Origin of the sequence: Polaribacter reichenbachii (assembly GCF_001975665.1) — a bacterium.
In the GTDB taxonomy this organism is placed as follows: Bacteria; Bacteroidota; Bacteroidia; order Flavobacteriales; family Flavobacteriaceae; genus Polaribacter; species Polaribacter reichenbachii.
The window spans coordinates 3148311-3163678 of record NZ_CP019419.1 but is presented as its reverse complement, the minus strand read 5'-3'; the positions used below and the strand labels follow the sequence as shown (position 1 = coordinate 3163678).

General features: G+C 30.6%; 11 protein-coding genes and 1 other RNA gene. 5 read left to right on the top strand and 7 right to left on the bottom strand.

What is annotated here, in order from left to right; genetic code table 11:
* Positions 1-9 precede the first annotated feature (9 nt).
* Complete coding sequence (locus BW723_RS13455; protein ID WP_068360084.1) at positions 10-1401, top strand: TlpA family protein disulfide reductase; 1392 nt, start codon at positions 10-12, stop codon at positions 1399-1401.
* 145 nt (positions 1402-1546) lie between these two features.
* A complete protein-coding gene (locus tag BW723_RS13450; protein WP_068360087.1) occupies positions 1547-3358 on the top strand; it encodes a DEAD/DEAH box helicase in 1812 nt (603 codons plus the stop codon).
* A 153-nt stretch (positions 3359-3511) separates the two neighbouring features.
* On the opposite strand, the gene BW723_RS13445 is transcribed toward BW723_RS13450, so the two are convergent.
* Positions 3512-4372: a hydroxymethylglutaryl-CoA lyase gene (locus BW723_RS13445; protein ID WP_068360089.1), complete on the bottom strand. Its 861-nt coding sequence runs from the start codon at positions 4370-4372 to the stop codon at positions 3512-3514.
* A gap of 129 nt (positions 4373-4501) precedes the next feature.
* Here BW723_RS13445 and BW723_RS13440 point away from each other — a divergent pair, with 129 nt between their 5' ends.
* Genes BW723_RS13440 through BW723_RS13430 form a run of 3 tightly spaced genes read left to right on the top strand, consistent with a single transcriptional unit; the run spans position 4502 to position 6428 of the window.
* Entirely contained in the window at positions 4502-4798 is a 297-nt protein-coding gene (locus BW723_RS13440) for a hypothetical protein (RefSeq protein ID WP_068360091.1), read from the top strand.
* Positions 4799-4830: 32 nt separating this feature from the next.
* Positions 4831-5241, top strand: a complete 411-nt coding sequence (locus BW723_RS13435; protein ID WP_068360093.1) for a hypothetical protein — start codon at positions 4831-4833, stop codon at positions 5239-5241.
* 8 nt (positions 5242-5249) lie between these two features.
* A complete protein-coding gene (locus tag BW723_RS13430) occupies positions 5250-6428 on the top strand; it encodes an MFS transporter (RefSeq protein WP_068360095.1) in 1179 nt (392 codons plus the stop codon).
* A gap of 33 nt (positions 6429-6461) precedes the next feature.
* On the opposite strand, the gene BW723_RS13425 is transcribed toward BW723_RS13430, so the two are convergent.
* The 6 genes from BW723_RS13425 to dnaJ form a co-directional block, all read right to left on the bottom strand.
* Entirely contained in the window at positions 6462-7346 is an 885-nt protein-coding gene (locus tag BW723_RS13425) for an anti-sigma factor (protein WP_068360096.1), read from the bottom strand.
* Between the two features lie 58 nt (positions 7347-7404).
* A complete protein-coding gene (locus BW723_RS13420) occupies positions 7405-8091 on the bottom strand; it encodes a Crp/Fnr family transcriptional regulator (protein ID WP_068360097.1) in 687 nt (228 codons plus the stop codon).
* A 111-nt stretch (positions 8092-8202) separates the two neighbouring features.
* On the bottom strand, positions 8203-10470 hold the full coding sequence (locus tag BW723_RS13415; RefSeq protein ID WP_068360098.1) for an aconitate hydratase: 2268 nt from the start codon (positions 10468-10470) through the stop codon (positions 8203-8205).
* Between the two features lie 171 nt (positions 10471-10641).
* Entirely contained in the window at positions 10642-13419 is a 2778-nt protein-coding gene (locus BW723_RS13410; protein WP_068360099.1) for a bifunctional aconitate hydratase 2/2-methylisocitrate dehydratase, read from the bottom strand.
* Between the two features lie 266 nt (positions 13420-13685).
* Positions 13686-13994, bottom strand: an RNA gene (rnpB, locus tag BW723_RS13405) — RNase P RNA component class A.
* A 192-nt stretch (positions 13995-14186) separates the two neighbouring features.
* A complete protein-coding gene (gene dnaJ / locus BW723_RS13400; RefSeq protein ID WP_068360100.1) occupies positions 14187-15308 on the bottom strand; it encodes a molecular chaperone DnaJ in 1122 nt (373 codons plus the stop codon).
* Between the last annotated feature and the right edge of the window lie 60 nt (positions 15309-15368).

The window sequence follows — 15368 nt, the reverse complement described above, 5'->3', positions numbered from 1 at the left end:
GAATAATATATGACAAAAAAGATAATCCTTTTACTACAAATTTCATATTTAATCACCCTATTTAGCTGTAATTCAGACAAAAAAAGCACAACTACATATTTTGGTGGTAAAATTATAAATCCTAAAACCAATCATATTGTCTTACATTCTATGGATAAAGTTATCGACACTTTTCTTTTAGATTCTAAAAACAAATTTATTGGTGAGATAAAAAATGCAAACGAAGGTTTGTATTATTTTTATCACGGTAACGAAAAACAGCATATTTATTTAGAAGTTGCTGATAGTGTTATGATTCGCTTAAACACTTGGGATTTTGATGAATCTTTGGTCTTTGCAGGTAAAGGAGCTGAAAGAAATAATGTACTGATTGACTGTTTTTTAGAAGGTGAAAATGATCAAAATTTATTTTACAAATATAACAGACTTTCACCAACTGAATTTAAACAAAAAGCAGATTCTGTAATCAATATAAAATTAAACCGATTTAATGAGTATATAGATCAGCACCCGAAAGAAACAATTGGTTTTAAACAAGCCTTAAAAACAGCATTAACTTTTCCTATTTATTCTAGAATTGAAAGATATCCTTTAATGCATACTAAATATACTACGGATGGAAATTTCCCTAGTTTAAGCAGTAATTTTTATAATTATAGAAACAATATTTCTATCAATAAAGATTCTTTAATGTATTATCCACCTTATTCTAGATATATTAGAAATTATTTATATAATAAAACCTATGCCTTGGGTCATCCACCAATGAAAAATAAGTATTCTTCTGAGTTTACAGTAGATTTATTAAATATAATTGATAAGGAAATTATTACAAGTAGATCTAAAAACGCATTTTTAAGGCAAACAATTATTAGTCATTTTTACAATAAATCGAGTTGCGATATTAATGCCAAAGCTTTTGATACTTATTTTAAATTAAGTACAAATGATGAAGATAAAATGTTGCTAAAAAATTTAGTAAACGACACAAAATTAATTACAGCAAACGATCAATTGCCTAATTTTAATATTACCAATTATTCTGATGCTAAGCATAAAGTTTATGATATTATTAAAGGCAAAAATACTTTATTATTCTTTTGGAGTCCTGAGTATGTTTCAAGGTCATATATAGAAACTAGAATAATATTTTTGTCTAAAAATTACCCAAATATTCAATTTATACAGGTAATGATTGATGGTAATAAAGGAGAAAGAATTCAGAAATTAGATATAAAAAACCAATTTTATCTGGATAAAAGTAGCGAAGCTCATCAATTTTTAACAAGTAAAATGCCTCGTTCTATTTTAATCAATAAACGCGGTAAAGTTATTAATGGCTATGGTTCTATAGCTTCTAAAAACCTTAATCCTTACCTAGAAGAATTAAGTAAAAACTAATTAATCAATTAAATATTAGTTATCTATTTAAATTACAGTATCTTTGCACGATTTTAATTTTGAGTACAACTCAATAAAAAATCAAGTCGATAATTTATAATTTGATTTACAGGTGGGCGTTCTGTGAATCTACAAAAACACAGACATGTCAACATTTTTAGAATTAGGCTTAAAAGAGCCTATAAGTAAAGCATTAATAGATTTAGGTTACGAAAAACCTACTGTTATTCAAGAAAAAGCAATACCTCAAATAATTGCATCTACAGACGATTTAAAGGCTTTTGCACAAACTGGTACAGGTAAAACTGCTGCCTTTAGTTTACCAATTTTAGAACTTTTAGATGAAAACAATAGCAATGTTCAAGCTATTATTTTATCACCAACGAGAGAATTAGCAGTGCAAATTGGTAACAACATTAAAGATTTTTCTAAATACCAGAAAAACGTTAAAGTAACTACTGTTTATGGTGGTTCTAGTATGGAAGAGCAGATTCGTTCTTTAAAAAAAGGATCTCAAATTGTAGTTGGTACTCCAGGTAGAACTGTAGATTTAATTAACAGAAGAGCTTTAAAATTAGGAAACGTTCAGTGGCTTGTTTTAGATGAAGCTGATGAAATGTTAAATATGGGTTTTAAAGAAGAATTAGATAAAGTTCTAGAAGCAACCCCAGAAACAAAACAAACCTTATTATTTTCTGCAACATTTCCTAGAGAAGTAGAAGCAATTGCAAGAAACTATATGACAAAACCAGTTGAAGTTACTTCTGGTGAAAAAAATTCTGGTTCAGAGAATGTAGAGCACGAATACTATGCAGTTACAGAAAGAACTCGTTACCCAGCTTTAAAAAGAATAGCAGATTTAAATCCAGATATTTATGCAATTATCTTTTGTAGAACTCGTAGAGAAACACAAGAAGTTGCAGACAATTTAATAAAAGACGGTTATAACGCAGATTCTTTACATGGAGATCTATCTCAAGCACAGAGAGATTCTGTAATGGGGAAATTCCGTAAAAAAACAATTCAGATTTTAGTAGCTACAGATGTTGCTGCCCGTGGTTTAGATGTAACCGAATTAACGCACGTAATCAATCATAAATTACCAGATCAAATAGAAAACTACACACACAGAAGTGGTAGAACTGGTAGAGCTGGTAATAAAGGTATATCAATAGTATTAGTTAACGGAAAAGAAAAAGGGAAACTACGTGTTATTGAAAGAATCATTAAAAAGAAATTTGTAGAAGGTAAAGTACCTACAGGTAAAGAAATTGTACAAAATCAATTAATGAATTTAATTGATAAGGTTCAAAAAACTGAAGTTAACGAATCTGAAATCAATGAATTTTTACCTAGTATTTATGATAAATTAGCTGATTTAGATAGAGAAGAATTAATCCAAAAATTCGTTTCTTTAGAATTTAACTCAATGTTAGCGTATTACGAAAACGCTAAAGATTTAAATGATTTAGGTAGAGAAACTTCAAGAAAAAGATCTACTGCAGATAATATGACTCGCTTTTTTATCAATATTGGTAGAAAAGACAGCTTAAACCCTGCAAAATTAATCGGTTTAATCAATGACCAAGAAATTGGTGATAAAATTGAAATTGGTGCAATAGATATTTTAGATACCTTCTCTTTCTTTGAGATTGATAAAAACTTCGAAGACAAAACATTAGAAGCATTTTCTAGTAATCAACCAGATTTTGATGGACGCTCTGTTAACGTAGAAATTACGAAAAAAGAACGTTCAGGTGGAGGAAGAAGAGGTGGTAAAAAACCTTTTGGTAAAAAAGATGGTGGTTTTGGAAGAAGAAGAAGTTCTGAAAATTCATCTAGAGGAAGTAGTGATGATGGAGGAAGAAAAAGAACTGACAGGCGTTCTTCTGACAGACCTAAAAATTCAGGCGATAGAAAATCTGGAGGTTTTGGTCGAAGACGTAGAGAAAGATAGAATCTTATAAAAATAAAAAAAGCCTTACTTTAATTGTAAGGCTTTTTTTATGTCCTTTTTTTATAAAGTTGCTTTAGAATACAAAAAATAGAAGCTATTTAAATATTTACCTTTTTATAATTAAAAGATTTTCATCCTCAAAAATGTTTATTATTAATGTTTAAAAACTTCCAATGCCTTATTATAAGCACTTTCAAAACTCATTGGTCTTATATTTGTATCAGCTTTTTCTGCAGTAAAATAGCTCAATAATTTTTCAGTTGGCATATTCCCTGTTAATTCATCTTTAGCCATTGGGCAACCTCCATAACCTTTCATTGCACCATCAAAACGTAAACAACCAGCTTTATAAGCCGCATTAACTTTTTCGAACCATTTGTCTGGAGTTGTATGCAAATGCGCACCAAATTCTATTTCAGGATACTCTTTAATTAAATTAGAGAACAAATAATCTATTACATCTGGAGTTGAGCTACCAATTGTATCCGAGAGTGATAAAATTTTCACACCCATTTTAGACAATTTTTCTGTCCACTCTCCTACTATTTCTACATTCCAAGGATCTCCATAAGGATTACCAAACCCCATAGATAAGTATGCAACAACTTCTTTATTCGATTTATCTGCGATATTTAAAATTTCGTTTAAAGTTGCTATAGATTCATCAATTGTTTTGTGCGTATTTCGCATTTGAAAATTTTCTGATATAGAAAAAGGATAGCCTAAATAATCGATTTCTTCGAATTTAGAAGCATCATTTGCACCTCTAACATTAGCAATAATAGCTAATAGTTTACTATTCGTTTTTGATAAGTCTAATTTTGATAAAACTGCTGCTGTATCACGCATTTGCGGAATTGCCTTTGGCGATACAAAACTGCCAAAATCAATTGTATCGAAACCAACTTTTAATAAAGAATTGATATACAATGCCTTTTTTTCTGTTGAAATAAAATGCGATTTTATACCTTGCATTGCATCTCTTGGACATTCTATAATTTTAACTTTTTTCATTAAACCAAATATACAATTGATATTTGAATTTATATATTATTGAGTTAATATTCATCTCTATGAAGTTACATTTTTTACGAATTCTGTGTCTAGAAGTGTGCACACTACTTATAGAAATATTTAATAAACTTGCCATTTCTTTACTATCGTAAATTAGATCAAGTTTTAAATTTAAGTGGAAATCGTATAAAATTTAAGAGGATAAAAGATCAAAATAAAAAGAATTTACCCAATGATGGTTGGAGTTCTAACCACGATTGGACAGTTTGGAACTGGTTAAGAGATCATAAAAATAATAATATTGCTTGGATTTGGAAGTCTATTAAAAAACATAAAGAAAAAAAAGCAGACATTTCAGATGCAGGTATGATTTATGCTGATGGAAACCCTTCTAAATTCCAAAAGTTTTTAGGAGACCATATTTAATTTTAAGTTATATTAGTTGTAAAAATATAACAATGAATATCAGAAAAATTTATTTTATAATCTTTTCTATAATATTATTTTTAAGTTCTTGTGGCGAATTAATAAAAAGAACAACACCTACAAAAAAAGAAACTTCTTGGGTTTACATTGAGCTTGAAACCATTATGAAAAAAGATACTACTCTGAGCTATTTATATGGAAAAATTAATAAATCTATATTAGATAATTTAGAGACCAAAAATATAAATGATATTTTTAAAGTAAGTGAAATTAGATATTTTAATGATAATGATAAATTTCAATTATATAAAGATGATGATGAATCTGGTACTCTTTTTTTTAGCGTACAAAGCATAAAAAAAATATCTGTATATGAAAGAGACCCTATTTATTCATTTGATAAAGAAGATTTACATCTTAGTACATTAGAACTCTTAAAATAAAAGGTTTAATGAAAATACCAAAACACATTTTATTTGTTATTGTAATTTCTCAATTTTGCTGTACCTCTTTATGGTTTGCAGGTAATGCAGTAATGAATAGCCTTGTAGAAACATTTAATTTACAAGAAAACGCATTAGGTTATTTAACATCTGCTGTTCAATTTGGCTTTATTGGTGGTACTTTACTCTTTGCGTTATTTACAATTGCAGATCGTTTTTCGCCTTCTAAAGTTTTTTTTTTCAGTGCAATTTTAGGATCTGTTTTTAACTTTGCTTGTATTTTAAATAATCAAACTTTATTTAGTTTAATGAGTTTACGTTTTTTTACAGGGTTTTTCTTAGCAGGGATATATCCTGTTGGTATGAAAATTGCTACAGATTATTACAACAAAGGTTTAGGAAAATCTCTGGGATATTTAGTTGGAGCTTTAGTTATAGGTACTGCTCTACCTCATTTATTAAAAGATGTTTTGGTTGATTATTCTTGGAAAATTGTTTTAATCTCTACATCTGCATTAGCAAGTTTTGGAGGGTTAATTATGCTTTTATTTGTTAAAAATGGCCCTTACAGAAAAGCCAGTAAAACTTTAAATTTATCAGCTTGTTATACAGTTTTTAAAAATGATAATTTTAAAAAAGCAGCATTTGGTTATTTTGGTCATATGTGGGAATTGTATACATTTTGGGCTTTTGTACCTGTTTTATTAAGTATTTATAAAGATTTGCATCCAGAAATAAAATTTAATATTCCTATTTTATCTTTTATAATTATAGCTTTTGGAGGGTTTTCTTGTGTTTTCGGAGGTTATATATCAGAAAAAATAGGAGTTCAAAAAACTGCTTTTAACTTCCTATTAATTTCTTGTTTTTGTTGTTTAATTTCTCCTTTTGCTTTTCAAGTTTCAAATGAATATCTATTTATCGGCTTTTTAATTTTTTGGGGAATGGTTGTTATCGCAGATTCTCCTTTGTTTTCAACTTTAGTCGCACAAAATGCCCCTGTAAAAGACAAAGGGACAGCCTTAACCATTGTAAATTGTATTGGTTATTCTATAACAATCATCAGTATTCTTTCTATTGATAGTTTAAAAGCAATAACAAATTCAAATTATATTTTTATGATTTTAGCCTTAGGTCCTATTTTAGGATTATTTGCTTTAAAAACACAAAAAAAGGAAGCTGATTAGCTTCCTTTTGAAAATATTGATTTATTATTAGATTTATCTTGAAACTGTACCTGTTAAAACTGATATAGGTCCAGCTTCTAAACTTAAAACACTGTGATTCATTGCTGATGCTGGAACTACATTTGCCAAAGGTTTTAATGTAAAAGGCGCAGCACTATTATCTGGATAAGGTTCTACAGATATTACGATAGTTGCATCTTTTAAATCCGTAGGAAAATCTACACCAGCAGCAGAACCCATTACATAATCTTCTCCTGGAAAAGCAGGACCATTGTTTAAACTACCTTTATAAGGCGAAGTTGCAGCATTATCATCTGCACTTGCAGGATCTAAAAATGTACCTGTACTTACCGGAGTTCCGTTTAAAACTACCCAACCTTCATATTTCCATCCATCAGTTAAAGTTGGTAAACTTAAACCAACTTCTGCATTACCTGATGAATTATCTAAAAACCAAATACCACTTTCTTCATTAGAATTATCATCATCTGTTGGAGTTGCTAAAATATATTTTCCCCAAGAATTAGAAAAATCTCCTACAATTCCTGTTGATGTTACATTTGCAGAATTACCAGAAAAATCACCTGCTAATAATTTAGTTGCTGCTGGGGTTGCTGCTGCTGTACCTGTTTCACCTTCAGGTTCTATAGATAGTACAAATTGTGTAGCAGTATTTAAATTATCTATACCAACTGTAAAAGTTTGCGGAAAAACAATACTTGTAAAAGTACCAGTGCTTACAGGAGTTCCGTTAACAATTAACCAACCTTCATAAACATAGTCTGTTCCTAATTCTTCTAAACCTGTTAAGTCTATAGTTAAATTTCCTGTAGTTGGTATAATTTCATTTTCATCATCGCACGAAGCAAGAAAAAATAACACTGCACATACGTAAACTAATTTTAATATTTTTTTCATCTTTTTATTGTTTTATATTAATAACAACAAAATTAAATTGATGAATTCTCTTAAAATGTTAGCTAGCGAACGTTTTCGCCATTTTATGTAATAATCTTATTTCTTTTCTATTAAATTTAATGATGTTTTCCTCTTTTAACTCATTCATCAACACATTTAAATTTGATCTTGATGTACCAATTAACGAGGCAATATCTTTCTGTGTATAAGGATGTTGAATAACTTTGTCTCCAGATTTATCGCAATCGTAACCATAATCCTCACACAATTCTTTCATAAATTCTAAAAAACGAGTTTTAGTGTCTTTAAATAAAATTAATTGTAACCTTCTTTCTAACTTTTTAATACGCAAACCTAAAAATTTATATATTTTTAAACTGAATGTTCTATTATCACGCATTAAATCGTGCATGGTATCTATACCTACAGGACATATTGAAGTTGTATTATCTATAGATTGAGCAAATTCATTTCTTTTTTCTTCACCTAAAATTGCTTTTTCGCCAAATAATTCTCCTTTAGATAAAATAGCTTTAACAACCTCTGTTCCTTGTTCAGTATAATAACCAATTTTTATTTTACCATTTTCGATTAAATAAATTTTATTTGCAGCATCTTGTTCAAAATAAACATAATCGCTTTTTTTATAAAGATCAAAATTATGGCATGCTTTATAGTCTTTAAACTTATGCGGACATAGAAGATTGAATAAATTAACATTATCAAAAAACCATAGATTATTCATATTTAAAACTTTTAGGTGATTGTTAAAAAAGTCTTAAAAACTAACAAATACTTACAAAAAAACTCTTGAATTTCTTCAAGAGTTAAATAAATATCTACTTTTAAGTATAATTTATGCGTTTTGCTTTTTAATTAAGTTTAATGCAGAACCTTCTTTATACCAATCAATTTGAGCTTTGTTGTAAGTATGATTCAATTTAATAGTATCTGTACTTCCATCTGTATGAACAATTTCTAAAGTTAATTGTTTGTCTGGAGCAAATTCATTTAAATCTGTAAAGTTGAATGTATCATCTTCTAAAATTAAATCGTAATCAGCTTCATTATCAAAAGTTAAACCTAACATACCTTGTTTTTTAAGGTTTGTTTCGTGTATTCTTGCAAAAGATTTTACAATTACAGCGGCAACACCTAAATGTCTTGGTTGCATAGCTGCGTGCTCTCTAGAAGAACCTTCACCATAATTATGATCACCAACAACTATTGTTTTAATTCCGGCTTTTTTGTATTCTCTTTGTACAGCCGGCACTGCATCATACTCACCTGTTAATTGATTTTTAACAAAGTTTGTTTTTTTGTTGTACGCGTTCACAGCACCAATTAACGTATTATTAGCAATATTATCTAAATGACCTCTAAAACGTAACCAAGGTCCAGCCATAGAAATATGATCTGTTGTACATTTCCCAAAAGCTTTAATTAACAATTTAGCACCTGTAATAGAATCTCCTAAAGGTGTAAAAGGTGTTAATAATTGTAGTCTTTCAGAATCATCTTTAACAGAAACTACTACTCCACTTCCATCTTTATCTGGCGCTAAATAACCATTTTCTTTTACCTCAAAACCTTTTGGTGGTAGTTCCCATCCAGTAGGTTCATCAAACATAACTTCTTCACCATCTTCATTAATCAATTTATCTTTTAACGGATTAAAATCTAAACGGCCTGCTATTGCAATTGCTGCTGTAATTTCTGGTGATGCAACAAAAGCGTGTGTATTAGGATTACCATCTGCTCTTTTCGCAAAGTTTCTATTAAATGAATGCACAATACTATTTTTAGGTGCATTTTTAGGATCTGAATATCTTGCCCATTGACCAATACAAGGTCCACAAGCATTCGTAAAAATTTTTGCATCCAAATTCTCAAAAATTTGAAGAATTCCGTCTCTCTCTGCAGTATATCTTACTTGTTCAGAACCTGGATTAATACCAAATTCAGCTTTTGTTTTTAAACCTTTATCAATGGCTTGTTGTGCTATGGATGATGCTCTTGATAAATCTTCGTAAGATGAATTTGTACAAGAACCAATTAATCCCCATTCTACAGTTAAAGGCCAATCATTAGCATTTGCTTTTTTTGTCATAGCAGAACCCACTGTTGTAGATAAATCTGGTGTAAAAGGTCCGTTTAATAATGGCCCTAATTCTGATAAATTAATTTCGATAACCTGATCAAAATATTCTTCTGGGCTTTCATAAACTTCTGCATCTGCAGTTAAATAATCTTTTATTGTATTTGCAGCATCAGCAACATCTGCTCTATCAGTTGCACGTAAGTAACGTTCCATAGAATCATCATAACCAAAGGTTGATGTTGTTGCACCAATTTCTGCTCCCATATTACAAATTGTACCTTTACCTGTACAAGACATTGATGTTGCACCAGGTCCAAAATATTCTACAATTGCACCTGTACCACCTTTTACCGTTAAAATGTCTGCAACTTTAAGAATTACATCTTTTGGAGCGGTCCATCCAGACAGTTTACCTGTTAATTTTACACCAATTAATTTTGGGAATTTTAATTCCCAAGCCATACCAGCCATAACATCTACAGCATCTGCACCACCAACGCCAATAGCCACCATTCCTAAACCACCAGCATTTACAGTATGTGAATCTGTACCAATCATCATTCCTCCAGGAAAGGCATAGTTTTCTAGAACAACTTGATGAATAATACCTGCACCTGGTTTCCAAAAACCAATTCCGTATTTATTAGAAACTGATTCTAAGAAATTAAACACTTCACTACTTGTACTATTTGCGTGTTTTAAATCTTTTGCTGCTCCTTCTTTTGCTTGAATTAAGTGATCACAATGTACAGTTGTTGGCACAGCTACTTTTGGTTTACCTGCTTGCATAAATTGTAACAAAGCCATTTGTGCTGTTGCATCTTGGCAAGCAATTCTATCTGGAGCAAAATCTACATAATCTTTACCCCTTGTAAATGCACTTGTAGGCATACCTTCCCATAAATGAGAATATAAGATCTTTTCTGACAAGGTTAATGGTTTGCCAGTAATTTTACGAGCTGCATCAACTCTTTCAGTCATACTTTCATAGACCTGCTTAATCATATCAATATCAAATGCCATAAGATTTCTTGTTTTTGTGTTTGTTAAAAATCTAAGATACAAAATATTGAGTTTTTATAAAAAAGATAGGTATAAAATAGAATGATTATAATATAGGAATGGTTTATGCAAAAAAAAAGCCTAAATCGATGATTTAGGCTTTTAAAATATTTAAGTTTAAAATCTTACTTATTAGTTTACTAATTGTTTAGTAGAAGGCTTAAACTTCGTTAGAACAATTCCGTCTACAGCAGCTTGATATTCTTCAATAGTAGGAGTTCTTCCTAATATTGTAGATAATACTACTACTGGTGTAGAAGATAATAAAGATTCTCCTTTTTTCTCATCAGTATCTCTTACAACTCTTCCTTGGAATAAACGTGTAGAAGTAGCCATTACAGTATCTCCTGCTTCAGCTTTTTCTTGATTACCCATACATAAGTTGCATCCAGGACGCTCTAAGTATAACATATTCTCATACTTTGTACGTGCTAAACCTTTTGGAGCACTATCATCAAATTCAAAACCTGAGTATTTTACTAAAACATCCCAATCTCCTTCTGCTTTTAACTCATCAACAATATTATATGTTGGTGGTGCAACTACTAAAGGTGCATTAAAAACAACTTTACCTTGTTGTTTTTCAATATTTTTTAACATTTGAGCTAAAATTTGCATATCTCCTTTATGAATCATACAAGATCCTATAAATCCTAAATCTACTTTTTTAACTCCTCCATAAAAAGATAATGGATTTATACAATCGTGAGTGTAACGTTTAGAAACATCTTCATTATATACATCTGGATCAGCAATCATTGGCTCAATAATCTTGTCTAAGTCAATAACAACTTCTTGATAATATTTAGCATCTGCATCTGGCTTTAATGCTGATTTTGTACCCGTTTTAATTTCTATAATACGTGTATTAGCTTTATCAACTAAACCTTTTAAATCTTGCTTAGGATTATCCATTCCCTTGTCAATCATAATTTGAATACGATCTCTAGAGATTTCTAATGATTCTATTAAAGTTTCATCCTCAGAAATACAAATAGATGCTTTTGCTTTCATTTCAGCAGTCCAATCTGTAAATGTAAATGCTTGATCTGAAGTTAAAGTACCAATATGTACTTCAATAATTTTACCTTGAAAAACATTTTCCCCATCAAACTGCTCTAACATCTGCTGTTGCGTAGCGTGAACCACGTCACGAAAATCCATATAAGGCTTCATTTCACCTTTAAAAGTAACCTTTACAGACTCTGGAATTGGCATTGTAGCCTCACCAGTTGCTAAAGCTAAAGCAACAGTACCTGAATCTGCACCAAAAGCAACTCCTTTTGCCATACGTGTATGTGAATCTCCACCAATAATAACATCCCAATCATCAACAGCAAGATCATTTAAAACTTTATGAATCACATCTGTCATTGCATGGTAGTTCCCTTCTGGATGACGTGCAGTAACTAAACCAAAGTCGTTCATAAACTTCATTAATCTTGGAATGTTAGCTTTAGACTTATCATCCCAAACAGAAGCTGTATGACATCCTGATTGGTAACCAGTATCTACAATAGGAGAAATAACTGTTGCAGCCATCATCTCTAATTCTTGAGAAGTCATTAAACCTGTAGTATCTTGAGAACCTACAATGTTTACTTCTACTCTTACGTTAGAACCAGCATGTAATGTTTTTCCTGGAGTAGTTCCTACAGCATTTCTGTTGAAAATTTTCTCAACAGCAGTTAAACCTTGACCTTCTATAGAAACTTCTTTTGCAACTGCATAAACTTGAGGAACATCTTTTCCTAAAACTTTACAAGCAAATGTTTGTAATTTTTTACCAAAAACAACAGCATAAGAACCTCCTGCTTTAATAAATTCTTTTTTTGGTGGTGTTAAAGCTGTAGAAATATCTTTAACTACTTCTCCATCTTTTAATAATTCTTTAGTTTTTGTATTTATAGTAAATACTGTACCTGTAGCAACAGAATATTTTTCTTTTAAGATTGGCTCTCCATCTTCATCTACAATAGTATTTCCTTTAGCATCTTGTTGCTTTACCCAGTTTTTTAAATCGATACCAATACCACCAGTTACACCAACTGTTGTTAAGAAAATTGGGGCAATACCATTTGTACCAGCAATTACTGGTGCAATATTAATAAATGGTACATAAGGGCTTGAAGAAATACCTGTCCATAATGCAACATTATTTACACCAGACATTCTTGAAGAACCAACTCCCATTGTTCCTTTATCAGCAATTAACATCACACGTTTATTTGGATGCTTTTCTTTTAATGCTAATAATTCATTCTGCATTTCTTTATTATGCTCAAACATACATTGACCATGTAACTCACGATCTGATCTTGAATGCGCATCTGCTCCTGGAGATAATAAATCCGTAGAAATATCACCAACTCCTGCAACAAAAGTTACAATTTCTATTTCTTCTTCAATCTCTGGTAGTTTGGTAAAAAACTCTGCGTTAGCATAACTTTCTATAAGTTCTCTTGCAATTTTGCTTCCATTATTAAATGCTTCTTCTAATCGATTTGTATCTGCATCGTAAAGAAAAACCTGTGTTTTTAAAACTTCTGCAGCTTGGTTCGCTTTTGCTTCATCACTTCCTAAAGCAATATCTAATAATACTTCTACAGAAGGACCACCTTTCATGTGTGATAATTGTTCGAAAGCAAAAGTTGGAGTAATTTCTTTAACAACTTCTTGTTCTAAAATAATTTCTTTTAAGAATTTTGCTTTTACAACTGCAGCACTCGTGGTTCCTGGTAAAACATTATAAATAAAGAAATTAAGAGAATCATCTCTATGTTCGTTATTTAAATCTTTAATCTGTGTAATAATTGCGCTTAGCAATTCAGCACCATCAATAGGTTTAGGATGAAGGCCTTGTTGTTTTCTCTCTTCAATCTCCTTAAGGTAATCGTTGTAAATGCTCATAAAATATATTATAGAATTCTTTTTGGTTATTTTTTGTAGCTTATTATCTTAATATTATTAAAAATTATGATACTAATCTAAATGATTAGAATATGTAGTTAAACTATATTATAATAATAGGTCTACGCAAGCAAAATTACAGCATTAATATTGAATTTGAAAGATAAATAATAGATTGGTATAATTAATGAATAAAAAAAAACTATTTTTTTAATATCTACATATAATTCAACAAATTAGGAAGAAAGGTGTGAAATAAATAAAAAATATAAAGCAGACTAATAAGCCGAATTCTGTTCCTTTTACAAAGGCTCTTATCATTTATCTAGTTCTAAAATTACTCTTAGAATCTATCTGCCTACCCTTTAGAATCGAGCGAGTAGCTCTCAAGCTCTAATTTACATGACATTGCACCTCATAGAGTTTACCTGGTTTCACTACAGCCTAACTGTACTTGCTTTCTGTTGCACTTGTCCTCAACTTACGTTGGACGGATGTTATCCGCTATGAATACTCTTTGGTGTCCGGACTTTCCTCCCAGAAGTAAATTCTGGACGATAAGATAAGTCTGCTAAATATTTTTCAAATGTATTTCTTTTTAATTTATAAAAAAACCCACTCAAATAAAATTTGAGTGGGAAAAATTGCTATGAAAAAGAAAAAGTGTTATTGATCTCTCAACAACATTACAAATATATACTAAAAAGTTTTATAAAAAAACATTTTTGATAAAATTTGCAGTCTTTTTTTCTGTTTTTAATACTTTTTTAAGAAAACATATCTTTTACCTTCTCAAAAAATGATTTGTCTGATTTGTTAGGGTTTGGTGAAAAATTATCATCATCTAACATTTTTTCGAAAAATTGTTTCTGTTCTTTATTCAATTCTTGAGGTGTCCAAACATTGGTATGAATTAAGAAATCTCCTGTTCCATAACGTTCTATACTTGGTAAACCTTTACCCTTTAATCTTAAAATTTTTCCAGATTGTGTACCTGCATCAATTTTAATTTTTACTTTACCTGTTACGGTTTCTACTTCTTTGCTTGTTCCTAAAACGGCTTCAGAAAAGTTTACATATAAATCGTAATGAATGTTAGTACCTTCTCTTTTTAAAGTTTCGTGCGGTATTTCTTCTATTAAAACTAATAAATCTCCCGAAATTGAATTTTTACCAGGAGCATCGTTTCCTTTACCACCTACTTTTAATTGTACACCTTCTGTTACACCTGCAGGGATATTAATTGGTACAGTTTCTTCTTTTACAACCATACCTTGAGCATCTGCTCCATTTGGTTTAGAGCTAATAATTTCTCCTGCTCCAGAACACGTACTACAAGTGGTTGCAGTTTGCATTCTACCTAATATAGTATTGGTTACTCTCATAACTTGACCAGAACCATTACAAGTTGTACAAGTTTTATACTTTACACCACTTGCTTGTACTTTTCTACGAACTTTTACTTTTTTCTCAACTCCTTTTGCAATCTCTTCTAAAGTAAGCTTAACACGAATACGCATATTGCTCCCTTTTACTCTAGCTTGTCTTTGGCCTCCACCACCAAAGCCGCCAAAACCACCGCCTCCAAAGATGTCTCCAAACTGGCTAAATATGTCATCCATATTCATACCACCACCTCCAAAGCCTCCTCCACCTTGAGGACCATCAAAAGCAGCGTGACCATATTGATCGTATCTTGCTTTTTTGTTTTCGTCGCTCAAAATTTCGTAAGCTTCTGCAGCTTTTTTAAAATTTTCTTCTGCTGTAGTATCTCCAGGGTTTTTATCTGGATGATATTTTATTGCCATTTTTCTGTAAGCCTTCTTAATTTCTGCTTTTGAAGCTGATTTAGAAATGCCTAATATTTCGTAAAAATCTTGTTTTGCCATTATTTTTAGTTTGCAGTTTGCAGTTTTCAGTGAGCAGTCAGTAAATTACTGGCTACTGCT